This is a genomic window from Aeromonas sp. R3-1, from assembly GCF_040908345.1.
Taxonomy (GTDB): Bacteria; Pseudomonadota; Gammaproteobacteria; order Enterobacterales; family Aeromonadaceae; genus Aeromonas; species Aeromonas veronii.
The window spans coordinates 28,640-48,434 of sequence record NZ_JBFODN010000248.1 but is presented as its reverse complement, the minus strand read 5'-3'; the positions used below and the strand labels follow the sequence as shown (position 1 = coordinate 48,434).

Annotated in this window: 20 protein-coding genes; 9 read left to right on the top strand and 11 right to left on the bottom strand. The window is 60.6% G+C overall.

From position 1 onward, the window contains the following. Positions 1-50: 50 nt before the first annotated feature. The 8 genes from AB5Y85_RS16910 to AB5Y85_RS16875 all read right to left on the bottom strand — a co-directional run bounded on the left by AB5Y85_RS16910 (position 51) and on the right by AB5Y85_RS16875 (position 8,183). On the bottom strand, positions 51-977 hold the full coding sequence (locus AB5Y85_RS16910; RefSeq protein ID WP_005354531.1) for a L,D-transpeptidase family protein: 927 nt from the start codon (positions 975-977) through the stop codon (positions 51-53). A gap of 187 nt (positions 978-1,164) precedes the next feature. Beyond that, the gene (locus tag AB5Y85_RS16905; RefSeq protein ID WP_058059635.1) at positions 1,165-2,406 is read right to left on the bottom strand and encodes a mechanosensitive ion channel family protein; all 1,242 of its coding nucleotides are present in this window, start codon (positions 2,404-2,406) and stop codon (positions 1,165-1,167) included. Between the two features lie 143 nt (positions 2,407-2,549). After that, on the bottom strand, positions 2,550-3,749 hold the full coding sequence (locus AB5Y85_RS16900; protein WP_005335525.1) for an acetate kinase: 1,200 nt from the start codon (positions 3,747-3,749) through the stop codon (positions 2,550-2,552). Positions 3,750-4,023: 274 nt separating this feature from the next. Further along, a complete protein-coding gene (locus tag AB5Y85_RS16895) occupies positions 4,024-4,494 on the bottom strand; it encodes a YhcH/YjgK/YiaL family protein (protein ID WP_257687819.1) in 471 nt (156 codons plus the stop codon). Between the two features lie 314 nt (positions 4,495-4,808). After that, positions 4,809-5,915: a 1-acyl-sn-glycerol-3-phosphate acyltransferase gene (locus AB5Y85_RS16890; protein WP_005362790.1), complete on the bottom strand. Its 1,107-nt coding sequence runs from the start codon at positions 5,913-5,915 to the stop codon at positions 4,809-4,811. Between the two features lie 130 nt (positions 5,916-6,045). Then, positions 6,046-6,744 carry an aspartate/glutamate racemase family protein gene (locus AB5Y85_RS16885; RefSeq protein WP_257687818.1) on the bottom strand — a complete coding sequence of 233 codons (699 nt, stop codon included), beginning with the start codon at positions 6,742-6,744 and terminating at the stop codon, positions 6,046-6,048. A 126-nt stretch (positions 6,745-6,870) separates the two neighbouring features. Then, positions 6,871-7,461, bottom strand: coding sequence for a LysE family translocator (locus AB5Y85_RS16880; RefSeq protein WP_005335534.1), 591 nt, complete (start codon positions 7,459-7,461; stop codon positions 6,871-6,873). Positions 7,462-7,586: 125 nt separating this feature from the next. Further along, positions 7,587-8,183, bottom strand: coding sequence for a LysE family translocator (locus AB5Y85_RS16875; RefSeq protein WP_206901178.1), 597 nt, complete (start codon positions 8,181-8,183; stop codon positions 7,587-7,589). A 116-nt stretch (positions 8,184-8,299) separates the two neighbouring features. Here AB5Y85_RS16875 and AB5Y85_RS16870 point away from each other — a divergent pair, with 116 nt between their 5' ends. From AB5Y85_RS16870 to AB5Y85_RS16860, 3 genes are all read left to right on the top strand, one after another. Beyond that, entirely contained in the window at positions 8,300-9,676 is a 1,377-nt protein-coding gene (locus tag AB5Y85_RS16870) for a PLP-dependent aminotransferase family protein (RefSeq protein WP_101529607.1), read from the top strand. 54 nt (positions 9,677-9,730) lie between these two features. Beyond that, positions 9,731-10,198, top strand: a complete 468-nt coding sequence (locus AB5Y85_RS16865; protein ID WP_257687817.1) for a hypothetical protein — start codon at positions 9,731-9,733, stop codon at positions 10,196-10,198. Positions 10,199-10,366: 168 nt separating this feature from the next. Continuing rightward, entirely contained in the window at positions 10,367-12,028 is a 1,662-nt protein-coding gene (locus AB5Y85_RS16860; protein ID WP_257687816.1) for a hypothetical protein, read from the top strand. Between the two features lie 117 nt (positions 12,029-12,145). Here AB5Y85_RS16860 and AB5Y85_RS16855 read toward each other — a convergent pair whose 3' ends face one another. Continuing rightward, positions 12,146-12,559: a CBS domain-containing protein gene (locus tag AB5Y85_RS16855; protein ID WP_040068349.1), complete on the bottom strand. Its 414-nt coding sequence runs from the start codon at positions 12,557-12,559 to the stop codon at positions 12,146-12,148. A 154-nt stretch (positions 12,560-12,713) separates the two neighbouring features. Between AB5Y85_RS16855 and AB5Y85_RS16850 the strand changes: the two genes are divergently transcribed. Genes AB5Y85_RS16850 through AB5Y85_RS16840 form a run of 3 tightly spaced genes read left to right on the top strand, consistent with a single transcriptional unit; the run spans position 12,714 to position 15,926 of the window. Continuing rightward, on the top strand, positions 12,714-14,624 hold the full coding sequence (locus tag AB5Y85_RS16850; RefSeq protein WP_257687815.1) for an ABC transporter ATP-binding protein: 1,911 nt from the start codon (positions 12,714-12,716) through the stop codon (positions 14,622-14,624). Next, the gene (locus AB5Y85_RS16845; protein ID WP_042052355.1) at positions 14,617-15,078 is read left to right on the top strand and encodes a DUF2390 domain-containing protein; all 462 of its coding nucleotides are present in this window, start codon (positions 14,617-14,619) and stop codon (positions 15,076-15,078) included. Before AB5Y85_RS16850 ends, AB5Y85_RS16845 begins: the two co-directional genes overlap by 8 nt. Then, on the top strand, positions 15,072-15,926 hold the full coding sequence (locus AB5Y85_RS16840; protein ID WP_257687814.1) for a 23S rRNA (adenine(2030)-N(6))-methyltransferase RlmJ: 855 nt from the start codon (positions 15,072-15,074) through the stop codon (positions 15,924-15,926). Before AB5Y85_RS16845 ends, AB5Y85_RS16840 begins: the two co-directional genes overlap by 7 nt. 117 nt (positions 15,927-16,043) lie before the next feature. Here AB5Y85_RS16840 and AB5Y85_RS16835 read toward each other — a convergent pair whose 3' ends face one another. Beyond that, complete coding sequence (locus tag AB5Y85_RS16835) at positions 16,044-16,250, bottom strand: hypothetical protein (protein WP_043821654.1); 207 nt, start codon at positions 16,248-16,250, stop codon at positions 16,044-16,046. Positions 16,251-16,441: 191 nt separating this feature from the next. Between AB5Y85_RS16835 and AB5Y85_RS16830 the strand changes: the two genes are divergently transcribed. Together AB5Y85_RS16830 and AB5Y85_RS16825 are read left to right on the top strand one after the other, a co-directional pair. Then, entirely contained in the window at positions 16,442-16,807 is a 366-nt protein-coding gene (locus AB5Y85_RS16830) for a DUF2061 domain-containing protein (protein ID WP_042084552.1), read from the top strand. Positions 16,808-16,995: 188 nt separating this feature from the next. Then, the gene (locus AB5Y85_RS16825) at positions 16,996-17,592 is read left to right on the top strand and encodes an MliC family protein (RefSeq protein WP_101529611.1); all 597 of its coding nucleotides are present in this window, start codon (positions 16,996-16,998) and stop codon (positions 17,590-17,592) included. 38 nt (positions 17,593-17,630) lie between these two features. On the opposite strand, the gene AB5Y85_RS16820 is transcribed toward AB5Y85_RS16825, so the two are convergent. Continuing rightward, a complete protein-coding gene (locus AB5Y85_RS16820; protein ID WP_042084557.1) occupies positions 17,631-18,806 on the bottom strand; it encodes a retropepsin-like aspartic protease in 1,176 nt (391 codons plus the stop codon). Positions 18,807-19,289: 483 nt separating this feature from the next. Between AB5Y85_RS16820 and AB5Y85_RS16815 the strand changes: the two genes are divergently transcribed. Then, entirely contained in the window at positions 19,290-19,718 is a 429-nt protein-coding gene (locus AB5Y85_RS16815) for a VOC family protein (RefSeq protein WP_257687813.1), read from the top strand. Positions 19,719-19,795: the final 77 nt, after the last annotated feature.

The following is a 19,795-nucleotide window of genomic DNA, read 5'->3' as shown; positions in this document are numbered from 1 at the left end:
AAAGGGCGAACAGCTTGCTGTTCGCCCTTTGTCGTGACGGGGATTTGCCCTTAGCGGTTGATTGCCATCGGCATGCCGTTGCGCTGCTCCAGCGCTTGCTTAACCAGTTGGGAGTCGCTGTCTGCGTGGGCAATGAAGCGGGTCACCGCCGGGGTCATCGGCAGCGGTGCCGGTAGCTTGGAGTTGAACTCCTCTTCGCTGCGTGACAGCGGCTGGTGCACTTCCAGATAGCGGACGCCGTTGGGCTCGAGAGAGGCCTTGATCGGCTGGTTGACGAACTGGACGCGGGTACCGACCGGTACCTGCTTGAACAGGTAGGCGATGTCGTCGTTGCGCAGACGCACGCAACCGTGGCTCACCCGCAGGCCGATGCCGAAGTTGGCGTTGGTACCGTGGATGGCGTACATCTTGCCGATGTAGAGGGCAAACAGACCCATGGGGTTGTCCGGGCCGGCTGGCCATACCGCAGGCAGGCTCTCGCCACGGGCGGCATATTCGGCATGCATCTTGGCGGTCGGGGTCCAGGTCGGGCCCGCTTTCTTGCGCTGCACGCTGGTCACCCAGTTTTCCGGGGTGTCGGTGCCGAGCTGGCCGATGCCAATGGGCAGCACTTCCACCACTTTTTTACCCTTGGGGTAGTAGTAGAGGCGCATCTCGGCCACGTTCAGCACGATCCCTTCACGGGGTGCATCCGGCAGGATCAGTTGCTGGGGGATCACCAGCTTCTCGCCGGTCTGTACCAGCAGGGGATCCGCATCGGGGTTGGCTTCGGTCATGTTGGTGAGCCCCAGCTGGAATTTGGCCGCAATGGCCTCCAGCGGCTGGCCGTTCTCTTCGGCCGGAACCACATATTCCAGATTTTCCCCTACCAGACGGCTGTTGGCCGCAGGCAGAGCATATTCAACAGCGAAAACCGGCGCAGCGGTCAGCAGCAGGCTGTAGCAGAGTGTTGCCACACTATTGCGAAGGAGCTTCATAACTTTCCCATGATGATGACTTGAAGTGACGTCTCTGGGCTGGCAGCTGATCAAGAGGGGATCAGGGGCGCGAAGAGAAGGCCGCCATTTTTCTCCTCTGCACGGCAAATTTCAACTGACAAGTGGCGACGGGTCGATGATTAATATACGGTTTTTTCCGCGTCCCCGACCCGCCCCATTTCCCTGTTTATCCCCGTTGCCAGGCACGCATGTCGTAACCTGTGGGAGATTGATGCAACCGCAGATGAAATTGCTCAATGATGGCGAAGATATGGTCGAAAATATCGGCCTGAATCCCTTCGTAATCAGCCCATGCGGTGGTCGCGGTAAAGCAGTAAATTTCCAGCGGCAAACCGTCTGACGTGGGTGCCAGCTGGCGCACCATCAGGGTCATGTCCTTGCGAATGCCGGGGTGGGCGCGCAGGTAGGCATCCAGATAGGCGCGCAGGGTGCCAAGGTTGGTGAGGTGACGACCGTTGATGGGACAGCTCAGGGCATCGCTCAGCTGCTGATTGTAGGCACTCAGCTCCTGCTCCTTGCGGCTCAGATAGGGAGCCAGCAGTTGCGCCTGCTTGAGCTGCAACTGCTCATCGGCCGTCAGAAAACGCACGCTAGTCATGTCGATATTGACGCTGCGCTTGATGCGGCGGCCGCCGGACTCGGTCATCCCCTGCCAGTTCTTGAAAGAGTCGGAGATCAGGGCATAGGTGGGAATGGTGGTGATGGTCTTGTCCCAGTTCGACACTTTGACCGTGGTGAGGCCGATGTCGGTCACCTCGCCATCGGCGCCGTACTTGTCCATCTGCAGCCAGTCACCGACGCTCAGCATCCGGTTGGCGGAGAGCTGGATCCCCGCCACCAGCCCGAGGATGGGGTCTTTGAACACCAGCATCAGCACTGCGGTCATGGCACCCAGACCGCTGAACAGGAACAGCGGCGACTTGCCGAGCAGCAGGGCGATCATCAGGATGCCCACCAGAATGCTGCCTACCAGCTTGGCCCCCTGGAAGATGCCGCGCAGGGGCAAATCCCGACCAAGGCGGGTGTAACGGCTCACCGACAACAGGCAGTCGAGCAGGGCGAAGAAGGCCAGCAGCAGGAACAGCAAAATCCAGAGCTGGGCCACCATCTCGATAAGTTTCAGGCTATCCGATTGGCGGGGCAGCCAGATCTCCGCCTGACCGAGCAGCACGGCGCCCTGCAGCACGAAGGCGAGCCGGTTGAAGAGGCGCTGTTGCAGCTGGGGCGGCAGCCACACCTGCTTGGCCTTGCCGAGGATCCCCACCAGCCGGACCAGCAACACCCGGTGCAGCGCCATGTGCAGCAGCAACGAGGTGATGACGATAAAACCCAGCGCGATCACCAGCGCCATCAGGCTGGTCACTTCCACCCCAAGGCCCGACAACCAGTTAAAAAACGCCTCTTTCATTGCTCTCTCCCGAACCGGGCAGCCCGCTGGCTGCAAAAACAGTGGTGGTCAGGGTACCGCTCCCCTCCCCCATGTCAAATCGGTGAACGCCAGAAATGACAACGCCCGGCACAGGCCGGGCGTTGTTTCAAAGCGAGGCTGACTTAGCAGACCAGGCTCAGGGCATCGCGGGCGATGACCAGCTCTTCGTTGGTCGGGATCACCATGGCGCAACGGCTGTCGGCGGTAGTGATGCGGCCTTCGCCACCCAGTACCGCGGCGTTGTTGGCCTCTTTGTCCACCTTGAAACCGAACAGAGCCAGACGCGCCAGCACCATCTCGCGCACCATGGCGGCGTTCTCACCGATACCACCGGTAAAGACCACGGCGTCCAGACGACCGTCCATCGCAGCGGCATAGGCGCCGACATACTTGGCCACACGGTAGGTGAAGACATCCAGCGCACGCTTGGCACCGGCGTCGGTAGCGTAGTTGGTGGTGACGTAGCGGCAGTCGCTGCTCGCTTCGGTCATCCCCAGCAGACCGGACTCACGGGTCAGGGTGTGGTTGATCTGCTCCACGCTGTAACCGAGCTGGTCGTGCATGAAGAAGACCACGGCCGGATCGATATCACCGGAGCGGGTACCCATCGCCAGACCTTCCAGCGGAGTCAGCCCCATGGAGGTGTCAACGGATTCGCCGTTCTTGATGGCGCAGACAGAGGCACCGTTACCCAGGTGGCAGTTGATGATGTTCAGTTCATTCAACGGCTTGCCCAGCTCTTTCGCGGCTTCTTCCGCGATGTAGCGGTGAGAAGTACCGTGGGCACCGTAACGACGGATGCCGTGTTCGCGGTAGAGCTTGTGCGGCAGCGCATAGAGGTAGGCCTCTTGCGGCAGGGTCTGGTGGAAAGCGGTGTCGAAGACGGCCACGTTCTTCTCGGACAGCTGCGGGAACACTTTCAGCGCGGCGCGAATACCGATGAGGTGGGCCGGGTTGTGCAGCGGGGCGAACGGAATGGCGGCTTCGATACCGGCGATCACGCCGTCATCAATGCGCACGGAGCGGGAGAACTGCTCGCCACCGTGTACGATTCGGTGACCGATGGCCACCAGTTGCTCGGCAAGAGTCGGATCCTGCGGCAGGATGTGACCCACGATATGGTCTAGGGCCTCCTGGTGAGCGGCACCCGCTCCCAGCATGGCTTCGCCCTTGACCCCGTGGAGTTTCCATTTGATACGTGCATCATCCAGATTGAAGCATTCGGCCAGGCCGGACAGCATGTCCTCACCTGTTTCGGCGTCCATTACGGCAAATTTCAGGGAAGAGCTACCGCAGTTAAGGATCAATACCAACTTGCTCATTTTCTACATCTTCCTGTGCTTCGGCTTTATGCCGACAGTGTCGTGTCATCCAAAAGAGGATGGGATTCCCCTGCCGGGGGCTTATGGTCGCAGGAGGGTGCGTCCAATTTTTCAATTCTTGCTCTTGAAAGAGTCATCGCAACCTGTGGTGCGTATCACTGGTTTCAATTCTTGCTCTTGAAAGAGTGATCGCAACTTGTGGTGCGTATCACTGGCTTCAATGCTTGCGAGTCTCAACGCATCAGCTGCGCAGGGCTCGCCTCAATGGGAGTGCTCAGGCGATAGCCAGCAGATCCTTGTGTACCTTGACCACCAGCTTCTTCACCTTGGCAGGCTGGTTGAAGGTACAGAGCGGGCGGTGCAGCTCGCCCGGCCAGAAGATGGCGAAATCGCCCGGTTGCAGCGCCAGATAGCTGGTCTGCTCGTCATCGACAAACCAGAGGTCGGGATGGGGATGGTCGGCGCCGTCACTCACGTAGTCGTGGGGGCCCACACCTATCCACTCTTCACCGCATAGCAGCAACTGGATATCGAGATACTGCTCATGGAATTCGCCACGGCGATCCGCGGCTTGCTCGGTCAGATCCTCGCTCACCAGACAGAACAGGTTGAGGCCATCAATCTCGGTCTTGCCGAGCGGAGCGTCACCCCAGTACGCCACGCTCTTCACCACCTCGGCCATGATGCGGGCCAGCGGGGCGGGCAGCGGCGTCCGCTGCAGGGTGTTCAGGCTACCGGTGATCATGGCGTCTGTTTCCTGTTAGGTATATCTGGGCGGCATCTTTGCCAGCCAATGAAAAAGGACCTGTGACAGGTCCTTCAATAATGCCGTCTGCAATCCGTGCAAACCGATTTAGAGCTTTTGCTCATGTTCAGCTATATGGGCACTGTTACACACTCGTCAGCACCTTGCCAAGAGACATAATCCCATTTTCATAGTGATCGTACCAGCTGAAACCATATTATTCACCACCCTTTCCCCCTCGACTTTGACCAGACGCAAAAACGGGCGCATCAGCGCCCGTTTTTTTCGCAAAACCGTTTAACAACCGGTTTCATTCAAGCCTTTTTGGCGTTTTCCACCGGTTTGGCGTACATGGCCCGCCAGATCGCCTTGTGCTCTTCCGGCACCTCTGACTGACGAGTCAGGAAGGCCGCCTGTTCGATGGTATTGGCCTTGCCGGAGACATCGGCCGCCAGATAGTTGCTGGGGAACAGGTGGTAGCTGCTCCAGATCGCCTTGTCGATCAGCGCGGCCAGTTCGTCCGGATCGCTGAATCCCTCGGTGATCGGCGCGCCGAAGGAGACGTGTACCCGCCCCTTCATGCCGACGATACCGGCGACGATACTCTCGATATCCTCGAACTCGCCCTTCTCGTAGCTGCCGTTGACCGACTTCTCGTAGAGCTCGCGCGCCTTCGCCTTGTCGGTCGGGTCCAGCTCGTAGCTGATGCTGACCGGCACGATATTGAGGCTGCGCATGTAGTCGACGAAGTCGATCTTCTGCTTCTTGCCGTCGACGTAGAACATCTTGAGGATGGCGGGATCGGTCTTGTCATCGCCATTCTTGGCGCGCCCTTCCTTCTGGGCGATCCAGATGGAGTGACCTTCGTGGACCGAGTTGCCAATATAGGCAGACAACTCGCCGAGCGCCTTCATCATCTCCCGCGGCCCCTTGGCGGAGCGTTTGACGATAAAGCTCTTGTTGAGCTTCATCAGCTCGGTAGCGCAGGGTTTGCGCAGCAGGTTGTCACCGATGGCGATGCGCACGGTATCGAAACCGTGGGTGTGCAGCCCCCAGTTGACGAACGCCGGGTCCATGGCGATGTCTCTGTGGTTGGAGACAAACAGATAGCCCTGCTCTTTCTTCAGATGCTCGATCCCGGAGAAGGTCACCCCCTTGGTGGAGGTGGCGATCATGCGGGACATGTACCGGGTGACCCCCATCTGGACCTGATGCACAGTGGTCACTTTTGACCATTTGCGGCGCAGGAACAGGCGGATCATCGGGCGGATGGCCCAACCCAGCCAGCTCATCAGGGAACCGAAACGATACTTGGCGATGGCGCCGATAAATTCATCATCCTGGATCAGCCGTTCGATGGCTGCCGGCACTTCTTCATCGCGGTAGGGGCGAATATCCGCGAATCTATCTACTTCAGTCACAATGTCAGCCTTGCATGCTAGGAAACCGCAGCCAACCCGCGTTGGCCGGGGAAAATTCAGGGCGCAATTTTACACGCTTTTATGGCAAGGGGTATGAGACAAGCATGAATAGTGAGATCTGACCAGTTTATTAATCGGATGCCAGTGCCAGCGCGACCGCCGCTTCGGCATGGATGGCAGTGGTGTCGTAGAGCGGCACCGCCGCCCGGGCATCGCCCACCAGCAGGGCAATCTCGGTGCAGCCGAGGATCACCGCCTCGGCGCCAGCGGCTGCCAGCCCCTCGATAATCGCCAGATACTCGGCCCGCGACGATTCGCGGATCTCCCCCAGACAGAGCTCGTCATAGATGATCCTGTGTACCCGCTCCCGCCCGGCCTCATCGGGTACCAGCACCGCCAACCCGAAGCGATCCTGCAAGCGCCCCTTGTAAAAATCCTGCTCCATGGTGAAGCGGGTGCCGAGCAGGCCAACCCGGGTTATCCCGTCCGCCCGCAATTTGACCGCAGTGGCATCGGCGATATGGAGCAGCGGGATATCGATGGCCGCCTCAATCTCGGGGGCGACCTTGTGCATGGTGTTGGTGCCGATCAGCAAGAAATCGGCGCCGCCATCCTGCAACTTGCGCGCCTCCGCCGCCAGCTGACGGGCGGTAGCGGGCCAGTCACCGGCATGCTGCAACCGCTCGATACCGGCAAAGTCGACGCTATTGAGCAGCACCCGCGCCGAGTGCAAACCACCGAGCTGTGTCCGCACCCCGCGGTTGAGCGCCTGATAGTAACTGACGGTGGACTCCCAGCTCATGCCACCCAACAGACCGATACATTTCATAGGAACTCCTTTTATCCCAAGGGAGGGCTGAACCACGCCACCTTGCAGGCAAGGTCACGCGGGCGAGATAAAAAAGGCCCCGCAGGGCCAACAAGACAGCCGGTAAAGGCCCGGGTCAACCCTGGGCTAAATCCAGATCATCCCGACACAGGCGGCCGTCGCCAGCCCCATGCCAAGATTGAAACGCCGCCAACCCCGGGCGGTGCGAATGATTTGCCGCACCTGGGCACCAAAAAGCACCCAGAACGCCCCGGTGTAGAGGCCGGTAATAAAGAAGATCACCAGCACCCAGAGCGCGGAGGGCCAGTAAGCCTCCCCCGCCAGAGTGAAACCGCTGATGGCGGAGAGCGCCATCATCCACGCCTTGGGGTTGAGCAGTTGCAGCATGGCCCCCTGATGGGCGGGAATGAGCGGCCGGTTGCCCTCGGCCGGGCCGCTGGCGGTCGCCACCTTCCACGCCAGCCAGAGCAGATACGCCGAGCCGATAAGCTTGAGGCCGTCGTGCAGCAGCGGCACCTTCTCGAACACCACGCCAAGCCCCAGCGCGGTAGCGAGGATCATCAGATTGATCCCCCCGACCACCCCAACCAGCAGGGGAATCGTGCGGCGAAAACCCTGCGCCGCCCCGGCGCTGGTGAGCAACATATTGTTGGGCCCTGGCGTGCCGCAGGTAACCAGGGCAAACCCCGCCAGGGGCAGTAACCAGTTCAGATCCATCTCAACCTCTTGTCGATGCAACGCCCCCGTTATGGGGAAAGCCTTCTAATATGCAGAGCCAACCCCGTGGCGACAAGTCAGAAATGCCTCTTTCTCGGCCACCTCCCCCATCGGCGCAACACGGCTCAATACCAGAGCATCACCACGCAGAGCGCCGTCAGCAGACCGAGGGAGCCGTTGAGTCGGCGCCAACCCCGATCCGAGCAGATCCAGTTGCTCAGCTGATGGCCGAACAATACCCAGACAAAGCAGACCGGCAGGGCCACCAGTACAAACATGACCATCACTGCCAGCTGACTCGACCAGTAACTGGCGCCGGGCAGGCTGAACAGACTGATGGCGGAGATCCCCATCATCCACGCCTTGGGATTGAGGAACTGAAAGCCCAGCCCCTCCAGCATGGTTAGCGGACGGGCGCGCCGGGCCGGATCCCCCGGCGCCCCGGCCACCGCGATACGCCACGCCAGCCACAACAGATAGAGGCTGCCGAAGATCTGCAAACCGAGGCGCAACAAAGGCCAGCGCTCGAACAGCGGATAGAGCCCCAGCGCCAGCACCAGTTGCAGCACCGGCTGCCCCAACCCCACCCCGAGCAGATGTGGCAGGGTGCGACGCACCCCGAAGTTGGCACCGGAGGCCGTCAGCATCAGGTTGTTGGGCCCAGGCGTACCGCAGGTGAGTACGGCAAAACCGAACAGGGTGACATACCACTCCATCGTCATATTGTGACTCCTTGCTCGCCACATTGTATCGATACAATGTGTGCTATTTGGTTGTTATCAGGTTGAAATTCACGCTATATTGACAACAAATTTTGATCAATGGATTTATTGTCACCATGACAATCTGGACACCCGACCTTGCGGCCTTCGATGGCCCCCTCTACCTCAAGCTGGTCAAAGCGATCGAACAGGGGATCGTGAATGGCGAGCTGCCACCGCAGACCCGATTACCCACCCACCGATCCCTGGCGGATCGTCTAGGTGTCACCGTAGGCACCGTCACCCGCGCCTACAGCGAGGCGGAGCGGCGCGGCCTGCTGGCCGCCCGGGTGGGTCACGGCACCTGGGTCAAGGGAGCGAACACGGATCCCGCCAATGAGTGGGTGATCCGCCAGGAGGAGGGGCATCGCATCGAGCTGTGGCAGAACCTGCCGGTGCAGCTGGATCGGGCGGCCATCATTCGCCCCATGTTGGGGGAAGTGGCGGACGGGGATCTCAACGCTCTGCTCGGCTACGACAAGGAGGCGGGACGACCGGATCAGCGCCAGCAGTTCGTCAACTGGCTGGCGGAGCAAGGGGTGGCCTGCAGTGAGGATCGCCTGCTGTTCAGCCACGGCGCCCAGCACGGCATCATGCTGGCGCTACTGGCTACCAATTGCGTGGGAGAGACCATCCTGTGCGAGGGGCTGAGCTACCCCGGTATGCTGGGTAACGCTCGCCAGCTGAAGAATCAGGTGGTGGGACTGGCGATGGACGAGGAGGGGCTGCTGCCCGAGGCGCTGGACGCCGCCTGCCGTACCCGCCGGGCCAAGCTGCTCTACCTCACCCCGACCCTGCAAAACCCCACCACCGCCATCATGAGTCTGGCGCGGCGGGAGGCCATCGTCGCCATCGCCCGTCGCCACGATCTGCTGATCATCGAGGATGACGTCAACGGCCTGCTGCCCCAGCAACCTGTGATCCCTCTGGTCAATCTGGCGCCGGAGCGGGTCATCTATCTGGGTAGTCTGGCCAAGATCGCCTGCGGCGGCCTGCGGGTCGGCTTCGTGCTTACGCCCCCCGCCCTGCGCAGCGCCTTCGCCCAGACCATGCGGCTGTCGAGCTGGATGGTGAGCCCGCTGCTGATCGAGCTGGCCTGCAAAATGGTCAGTCAGCGCCAGATCATGCCGCTGGTCGAGCAGCAGCGAGAGATCCTCAAACGCCGTGGCGAACTGCTGCGCCACCTGCTGCCCGCCGCCCGCTGGCAGCCGGGCAGCATGCACGCCTGGCTGCCGCTGCCGGAGCCCTGGCGCAGCCAGCAGTTTGCTGCCGCCGCCGACGCCCTTGACGTTGGCGTGGCGAGCGGGGAACACTTCGCCGCCGGTCAGTTTGCCGCTCCGCAGGGGGTGCGCCTGAGCCTGAGCCAGCCCGCCACCGACGCCCGGGTCGGCGAAGGGCTGGCCCGTCTGGCTCAACTGCTGCAGGGGACGCCCCCCAGCAATCCCCTGCTATAGTCAGGGCCAACCGACCTGACCTTCACGCTTCATCGTCATAGCCAAGGAGATGCCGTGCCCCCCATCAGAGCCGCCCTGCTGCTTGCCACCCTGTTGTTGGGTGGCTGCGCCTCGTCAACGACCCACCAGCAGCTGGGGGCGGCACTCAATGGATTGGAAGGGGAGTTGCAACGGCTGGAAGAGGAGCTGGCGGCGATGAACGGCCTGCACTATCAAAAGGCGATCGATGCCCCGCTCAGTTTGCGCCGCGCACTCGGGGCGCCGCAGCCCACCCCAGAGGGGCTGGTGCCGGTAGCCAGCAAGCTGGAGGATGGGCCACTCCTTCACTATCAATACCGCCTGCCTGCGGGGATGGCGAGCCTGCCCCAGGACAACCTCTGCCAGCGCTACGAGTTCGAGCTGCGCCATCTTGGCCGCCTCGGCAAACTGGAATTGAGCTGGCTGGGGGAACAGGGCAAGGGGTCGCGGCTGATCCGCCAGAGCGACTGCCCCTTCGGGACGCAGATCCGCCCTCGGCAATAACAGGTTGCAGCCCTGATAGATGGCATAACCGATTGAAATAACAGCCCATAGTGCGCCCTCCACCACCCTGCTGACTACTGTCAGCTTTTCACTCAGCGAGTGCTGTGCCTATGTTCCTCTTGGGTCTACCATAATCAACCTAATGGTTTGCTCACAGGAAGTACCTGCATGACGATACTGCTGCTCGAAGAGGATCCCCTGCTCCGTAGCGCCATCACCCGGGAACTGACCGAACAGGGGGTGCCCGCCGACCGGATCCACTACCACAACCATCCAAACCACGAGCGCAGCGGCCTGCTGGCCCTGCTGCAACAGCACGCCTTCGACGCCATCATCTGTCAGCAGGACAAGCAGCAGGATCTTGACGGAGCCCGGCTGCTGCACGAAGCGCACTATCTCGGCCTGCTGCAACCCGGTTGCGTATTGCTGCTGCTCGATGCCGATCAGAGCGAGCAGGAGTTTCTCCCCTCGGATCTATACTTCTCCCTCTATCTGCCCCTCCCCTTCATGACCCAGCAGCTCACCGCGGTGCTCGGCCAGCTGGTGAAGTTAAGCAGCCTGACCCGCACGCTGGCCGCCCCCATTCTGCTGCGGGAGTGGCAACTGGCTACCGCCCTCTGTGAAGACCTGCTGTTTCAACGGGAGAATCGCTCGCTGACCCCCTGGCTGGATCGGCTCAAGGGCTATCTGCTGCTGCAATCAGCCGAGCGGATCACTGCCGCCCAGCACTATGCCCTCTGTGCCAACGAATATCAGGCGAGCTGGCCAAGGGCCGGGCTCTTCTACGCCATGCTGGGGCTCGGCAAATTGCAAAGCGCCCAGACCGACTTGCAGCGCCATCAGGCCAGCGTCTCGATGGCCACCCGGCTGGAGCTGCAACTCGCCAGCCAGCTGCATCAGCATCACTGGCTGGCGGCGTGGGAGACCATGGGAGAGCTGCTGCAGATCCGCCCCCATCAGCCGCGCTGGCATCAGCTGGCGATGTTGCTCGGGCTGGTGCTGCAAGATGAGGAGAAGGTGCTGGAGCAGGCCAACAGCCTGACCCTGCGCCACTTCAGCGAGCAGCGCGTCCGGCTCGCCATCGACAGCTTCATGCTCAATGCCAGTCTGGCGGTGCTGTGGCACGCCCCCTCCAGCAATCGGATCCGCTCCCTGCAACAGGAGTGGGAGCACCTCAAGCGCACCGTCCACCTGCAACCCCACGAATATGAGCTGCTGCAGGCGTTGATGCTGGGGCTGGATTACCGCTTCGACGAGGCGCTGATCCTGATTGCCCACCACCAGCCGGATGAGGGGAGCGACAACCACCTCACCCTGCTGCTCGGCTTTGCGGTCAGCCAGTTCTGCGGTTTGCCCCACCACGCCCAGCGCTACCTGACCCAGCTGACCCAATACCGCGTCAGGGTGGCGCCCCACCCGCTCACCCGCCAGCTGTTCCACCATCTGGTGGCCGAGCTGGGCCAGCGCCTGACGGCGAGAGAACAACGGCTGAGCGAACTGCGCCAGCTGCGCCACAAGGCTATGCAGGCCAGCCAGTATCAGACAGCCCTGCAAGCGGGCTTGCAGCTGCTGGAGGAGTTCCCCGCCCTGCCGGGCGATGCCTGGCAACTGCTGGAGCTGCTGCAACACTGCTGGCCAGCGGGTATGGCGGCCCCCAGAGTGGCGCTGCTGGTCGATACCCTGGAGCGGCGCCTCAAGCACAGCCCCGCGTTTCTCGATCAGCATGCCCGGCAGTACCAGCGCACCCTGCAGGAGATCCGCACCCATCTGCAGCCGCACCTCTCCGGCAGCGGCCCCTCCTGTCTTGTCGCAGGGCAGCCCGAGCCGTGATGATGCAGGCGCCGTACAAATCGGCATTATCGGCAAAGCCAACATAGAGAGAGGGGAGCCTTGGCTCCCCTCTCTCTATGTTGGTTCTCTGTCAGCTGATGACGATGAGCGTTGGGCTCAAACCAGCGCATCACTCTCCAGCGCCGCCTTGAGAAAATCTTTCCAGCTGATAATGCCGACCAGAGCGCCATTCTCCAGCACCGGCAGACAGGAGACCCCCTTCTCCAGCATCAGCTTGACGCCGTCGCGCACGGTGAGATGGGGAGCAATGGTGACGAGCTGACGACTCATGATCTGGTGGGCCCGCTTGTTGAGGGTTTCGGTATCGCGGCTCATCTCGGCTTCGGAGTCGAGATAGGGGCTGATGGCGCGGAACAGATCCCGATCCGAGATGACCCCCACCAGCTCCTCCTCTTCCAGCACCAGCAGGTGGCGAAAGTGGGCCTGCTCGAAGATATCCCTGATGACTCGGAGTCGATCATCCATTGAAACGGTGGCGACCCGGGTCGTCATAATATCCCTGATATGCATGCTAACCTCCCGTAACCAAACTGGTTTCTCTGTTATGGCATGTTTTTGCAGTGCCAGCCAGTGGCCAACCCTTCGCTACAGTGCAAATCAGCGTCATTTCACGTAAGATCCGCGCCAGTTTTTCTCCTCCATTTTGAGCAAGCAGATCCCACCCATGATAGTTGCCAGTCAAATCGAACTGATCCGCGGCGGCCGCAAGCTGCTGGACAACGCCTCCGCCACCATTCACCCGGGCCACAAAGTGGGTCTGGTGGGCAAAAACGGCTGTGGCAAGTCCACCTTTTTTGCACTGGTACGGGGCGAGCTGGCCATCGACAGCGGCACCTTCAGCCTGCCCACCGGCTGGCAGATTGCAGGCGTCGCGCAGGAGACACCGGCGCTCGACTGCTCCGCGCTCGAGTATGTGATCGACGGCGACAAGGAGTTCCGCTCGCTGGAAGCACAGCTGGTACAGGCCGAGCAGGATGACAATGGTCTGCTGGTGGCCGAGCTGCACGGTCGCCTCGATACCATAGGCGCCTACAGCATTCGCGCCCGCGCCGCCGAACTGCTGCACGGCCTCGGTTTCAGCGACAAGCAGCTCAGCTCGCCGGTACGCAGTTTCTCCGGTGGCTGGCGCATGCGTCTGAACCTCGCCCAGGCGCTGCTCTGCCGCTCCGATCTGCTGCTGCTCGATGAACCGACCAACCACCTGGATCTCGATGCGGTGATCTGGCTGGAGAAGTGGCTCAAGGGCTATCAGGGCACGCTGGTGCTGATCTCTCACGACCGCGATTTCCTCGATTCGGTCATCAGCCGCATCATCCATATCGAGAACGGCAAGCTCAACGAATACACCGGCGGCTACTCCGACTTCGAACTGCAGCGCGCCGAACATCTGGCCCAGCAGCAGTCCATGTACGAGAAGCAGCAGCGGGAGATGTCCCACATGCAGGCGTATGTGGATCGCTTCCGCTACAAGGCCTCCAAGGCCCGCCAGGCACAGAGCCGCCTGAAAGCGATGGAGCGGATGGAGAAGATCCTGCCCGCCCACGCCGACTCGGAATTCAGCTTCGAGTTTCGCGAGCCCTCGGCCCTGCCGACCCCGCTCATCGCCATGGAGAACCTCTCTGCCGGTTACGGTGACAAGGTGATCCTGGAGAAGATCAAACTCAATCTGGTACCGGGTTCGCGCATCGGTCTGCTCGGTCGCAACGGCGCCGGTAAATCCACCTTTATCAAGATGCTGTCGGGCTCCAACCCGCCGCTCTCCGGCAAGCTCGAAGTGAGCGCCGGGGTGAGCATCGGCTACTTCGCCCAGCATCAGCTGGAGACCCTGCGTCTCGATGATTCCCCGCTCGATCATCTGGCCCGCCTCGCGCCGGACAAGACCGAGCAGGAGCTGCGCAACTATCTGGGCAGCTTCGGTTTTCACGGAGACAAGGCGCTCGACAAGGTGGCGCCCTTCTCCGGTGGCGAAAAAGCGCGGCTGGTTCTGGCGCTGATCACCTGGCAAAAGCCGAACCTCCTGCTGCTGGATGAACCGACCAACCACCTGGATCTGGAGATGCGCCACGCCCTCACCATGGCGCTGCAAGGCTTCGAAGGGGCCATGGTAGTGGTCTCCCACGACCGTCACCTGCTGCGTACCACCACAGATGACTTCTATCTGGTACACGGTGGCCGGGTCGAGCCGTTCGACGGCGATCTGGACGACTACCACAAGTGGCTCGGCGAGCAGGAGAAAGAGGCCAACGCCAAACCGGCCGACGGCCCCGTCTCTGCCAACTCGGCAGTGGCGCGCAAGGATCAGAAGCGGCGCGAGGCGGAGTTCCGCCAGCAAACCCGTCCCCTGCGCCAGAAGCTGGAAAAGCTCGAAGCGAGCATGGAGAAACTGCAAGGCAAGCTTGGCGACATCGAGAGCCAACTGGCCGACCCAGCTATCTACGAAGAGAGCGCTAAAACCAAGCTCTCCGAGCTGCTCAAATCCCAAGGCCCCCTCAAGGAGCAGCTGGAAGAGGTAGAGCTGGAGTGGATGAGCCTCTCCGAAGAGCTGGAAACCATGGAGCAAGCCTTCTTTGCGTGACGAACAGCTGATGGCCAGCGAGCGGGTCGCGGTCCACGAATTGCCGACGCCGATCGGCTTCTGGCACTGGAGCGGCAAGGTCTATGGTGAGCGCAGCCAGGATTGGCTCACCGTGCAGGAGCAGGGGGGCAACGTCAATCTGGCGCTGCTGCTGCACCGGCTCGATCAACTCGGCATCGTGGTCGATCTCACCGACCTGCAACCAGCGCTGGTGCAAACCGAGGCGGTGCTAACCCCGTGGCGCGCCCTGCGCCAAAGCGCCAAGGCGCGACTCGACGAGCAGCAGTATCAGTCGATGCTAGCCCACGAACTGGAGCTGGAGCGGCTGCAACAGGGCGTCCTGTTGCAGACCCTGCGCAGCCTCTCCCTGTTTCGCGGCAACAGCCGCAATTTGTTGAACTATCTATCGTTACTGGGTGCCCAGCAGGGCCCCCTCAGAGATCTAATATGCTGAGCTATCGCCACGCCTTTCACGCCGGCAACCATGCCGACGTGCTGAAACACGCCGTTCAGGCCCTGATCATCGAGTCCCTCAAGAAGAAGGAGAAACCCTTCATCGTGCTGGACACCCATGCCGGTGGCGGTCTCTACGACCTGCGCGGCGACTGGTCCCAGAAGAAGGCCGAGTATGCCGATGGCATCGGCCGCCTGTGGGACGAGCGGGCCCAATGGTCTGCCATGGCCCCCTATCTCGGCATCATCGAAGAGATGAACAGCGATGGCGAGCTGCACTACTACCCCGGCTCGCCGGAGCTCTCCCGTCGCCTCACCCGCGAGCAGGACAAGCTGGCGCTGATGGAGCTGCACAACAACGAGGTCGAAGATCTGCGCGCCAATATGGGTTACGACCCTCGCGTGGCCGTGCACCACCGCGACGGCTTCGAGGGGCTGATCGCCCTGCTGCCGCCGACCCCGCGCCGCGGGCTGGTGCTGATCGACCCGCCCTATGAGCTCAAAGAAGATTACTTCGCCGTGGTCGACACCCTGAAAAAGGCGCAGAAACGCTGGGCGACCGGCATCTACGCCCTCTGGTATCCCATTCTGGGGGAAGAGGCGGACAAATCCCGCGACATGCTGCGCGCCATCAAGCGCGAAAACTTCGGCAACGTGCTGGTGGCCGAGCTGGAAGTGGCCGGTCAGACCAAGGATTGGGGCATGAACGGCTCAGGCATGCTGATCATCAGCCCGCCCTGGATGCTGGACGAGCAGATTGAAGCCTTCCTCAAACCGCTGTGTGCCAAGCTGGCGCAGGGCGCCGGCGCCCAGTACAAGGTGGAGTGGCTCAACAAGGCCGAAGGTTAATCCCCCGCCCCACAGCGACCACAAAGTTGAAACGCAAAGGCCCCATCACGGGGCTTTTTCTATTGGTGCGGCCGGTGTGCGCGGCAGCCTGAACCTGTGCGTCAACCGCAGCGCGCCCTATGAGCGGGCGGGCAGATCCTGTTTCAGCGCAACCAGCAACAGGGCCAGCAGGCCAAAGGGCGGAAACAGACAGAGCAGGGAGCAGATAAGGGTGATCAGCGCCGGATGCTCGCTCTTGCGGCGCGCCAGTCGCCAGGCGATGAGGCCGACAATGACCATCAGCAACGCAATGAACTGGCCAAGCAGGGTGGCATTGATATTCATGAAAGATCCTTTTTCATGGGCAAGTGTGAAAAACCTGTACTTTATCGCCTTGGCTGCGATTGGCAACCGCTGAACCGCACCGGCCACTCGCCCTTTGATAGGTTCTCTCTATTCTGGCAATAGATGAGAATAGTTTTCATTTAATCTCATTTCGGCAGATACTCTCATCATCAACAGAGGGAGCCGCCATCATGAAAAAGACCATCAGCTTTGCCATTCTGCACTTCGGTGTCGCCTTTACCGTGGCCTACCTGCTGACCGGTGAGCTGCTGACCGCCAGCCTGATCGCCCTGATCGAGCCCGCCGTCAACACGGTCGCCTTCTACTTTCATGACCTTGGCTGGCACAAGCTCAAGCCAAATCACAGCCTGCAGGCCAAGACCAGCAGCTTCGCGGTGGTCCACTTCTCGGTGGCCTTCGGGGTAGCCTTCCTGCTGAGCGGCGAGCTGCTCACCGGCGGCGTGATGGCGATGATCGAACCGGCCATCAACACAGTGGTGTTCTTCTTCCACGAGCGGTTGTGGCGCGCCCGCAGTCAGCAACTGGCGCTGGCCTGATCAACCGGGCAACCCGCCTCCCCCCTTTATCGCGGCCACAAAAAACCCGACATTCCGGCCAGGAGTGTCGGGTTTTTCCGTTTGGCAGCCATTCAGCAGTGCAAAATGCGCTCGGCGTCCCTGCTGCATTGCCCTGTAGAGTGTGCTGTAGTAGGCAGATATGCCCTCCTCATTGCTGGAATCTATCGATGAACAAGACCTTGCTTGCCACCCTGCTGTTTGCCCCTCTGCTGGCTAGCGCCGCAACCCCTTCCTTTGACTGCACCAAAGCCTCCGGGTCGGTCGAAACCCTGATCTGCAAGGATGCCGGACTGGCCGCCCTTGATAACGAACTGGCGGCCCTCTACCCCAAGGCGATTGCCGCGCTCTCTCCCGAACAGCTCAAGACAGAGCGCGCCATGCAGCGCGGCTGGATCAAGGGTCGCAACGACTGTTGGAAGGGACAGGATCTGCGCCAGTGTGTGGAAGATAACTACCTGCTGCGGATCACCGAACTGCAGATCAGCGGCGGCCAGCTGATGGTGCCGGCACCGGTCAACTACCAGTGCGGCAAGAACGTCACTCTCTCCACCTACTTCTATAACGATGCCAAGCTGCCCGCCGCGGTGATCAACCTGAGCGAGGGCAACAAGCAGCAGCAAGTGCTCGCCTATGAAGCTCCCAGCGCCAGCGGCGCCCGTTATGAAGGGCAAAACCTTACCTTCTTCACCAAGGGGGACGACGCCACGCTGGAGCGTTACGGCCAGCCAACCCTCACCTGCATGGAAAACCCAACCAAGGGCTGAGGCTCATAGGGGCGGCTCGTCTTGCCGCCCCACCTTGACTAGATAGCGATATCCAGCGGTTTTCCTTCCCGCACAATCCGCAACTTGAGCGACCCCGGCTTGCCGGTGCTGAGCAGTTCACGCACCTTGTCGATCTCGAGGGGACGATAAGCCACCCCGTTGATCTGCTCCAGAATGTCGCCGTTGGCCAGACCATAGGGGGCAAGATCCCGTTCGTCGCTGTAGTAGACCTGCAGATGCTTGCCATCAAAGCGCACCCCGATATTGCGCAGGATTGGCGGCACTTTGCGCGCCAGGCTGTCGGCGTCGTAGCAGAGCATCATCCGCCCGGGCATGATCGCAAAGCGATTGAAGCGGCTAACAAAATCCAGCCCCAGACCATACTGCTCATTGCTGTTTTCCGACACGCGCAGCTCACCGAGCTGGCGCTCATCAAAGTGCAGGCCGGTGAGGATATGTTCACGCCCCTCCACCATACCGCTGGCGTCCACCCCTTTGCGTGGCGTGGCATCTTCGCCAGAGATCGCCTTCTGGCTCGCCATAAAGTCGATAAAGGCATGATCGGCATAGCTCTGATCGGCCCCGGTATCCAGATACATACGCACGCTGCTCTCGCCGTGGGTCAGATACACTGCCGGGGAGCGGTTGTAGCTGTCTTCATAGCCGATGCAACGCTCGAACGTGGCTGCCGACGGTGCCGTCAGCGAAGCCGTGAGCTGATGCCTGTCGCGATCAAACACCCAGTTGAAACGGCGGATGGTGTCGATCCCGAGGATGCCATCGATACGGCTGCCAAGAGACTGGGAGAAAAGATCGAAATCAATAGTTGCCCACAGATCGCTGTCATCAATGGTGACCGACCCCACCGAGAAGGGCTGCGGCTCAACAAAGCCAAGCTGCTCGCTGCCCAGTTGGCTCGACACGCTGTTCACACTGGCAAAATCAGCCTGATAGGCCCTGGGCAATTCGCTTAAGGTCAGCGCCTTGAAGCGGCTGGCCAGACGACGATCGATAAAGGTGATACTGGCCCCGGTATCGAGCAAAAACTGGTACTGCTCACCTGCGATGGTGACGGGGATCAGGGGGGCACTTTCGTAATGCACGGTCAGCACCGGGCCGGGTGCATTGCGCTTGGTGGATGAATCCGGGGCTGTGCAGCCTTGGACGACGAACAGGGCCAACATGGCCAGCGCCACTTTGAACTGCGACTTCATAACTCTCCTTCCCGATAGCAGATGCCCCCGCGACGCCACCGCATAATGCTATCTTGTTGATTTATAGATAAATAAGCTGTTTGAGCGGGGAGCGCGGACAATAACAAAGAGTTTTATGCTGGTTCAAGCCAGATATAACCATGAATATTCTATGGCGATAGCTCAAGAATGGTTGTTCACGCTATGTCGGCGCGTCATCAATCGTGGGTGACATTTGATTAATTTATTGATCTTGCACAGAAATTCTCAATATTGAGCTTTCTCTCCACAGCGCCATGGTTAATATTGCCATTTGGCAACAATTGCCTCGTCGGAGTCTCCCATGAGCCATGCCAATCTCACCCCATTGGTTACAAAACAGCAGACTGGAGGCTGAAATTCAGGGGCGGTAGCCATGCCATATCTCGCCCGGTCCCTTTTTGATCCAAACAAACTGACCGGCAAGCCGCTGACTCATCCACAACATGCAAATCAAGGTGGTGTATGGAAACACAAACCCTGCATCGTGGTCGCTTGATCGACCATATCCAGCTGGTGGTCAAAGATCTGGTCGCCAGCCAGCGCTTTTACACGGCCATTCTCACCACCCTCGATATTCCGCTGGGCGGCACAGGTGAGGGCTACTTCTGGGCAGACGAACTGTTTGTCACCGCTGTCGATAGCCCCGCCGCGCTGGGGGTGTTGACCGGTCGCCACCATCTCGCCTTTCAGGCAAAAGATCGCGCCATGGTGGATCGTTTTTATCAGGCCGCACTCACCAATGGCGGCAAAGACAACGGCGTCCCCGGCGAGCGCAATTATCACCCCGGCTATTACGCAGCCTTTGTCCTCGACCCGGATGGCAATAATATCGAAGCGGTTTATCACGGTGAGGCAAAGCGTAGTGTGGAATCGGTGGAGATTCAGTTTTAGAAGAAGAATGAAACACTAGTGACGTGGCCGTTGCTGTGGTGCAATGATGCGCTACGCCTAGCAAAATAGTATTTCCA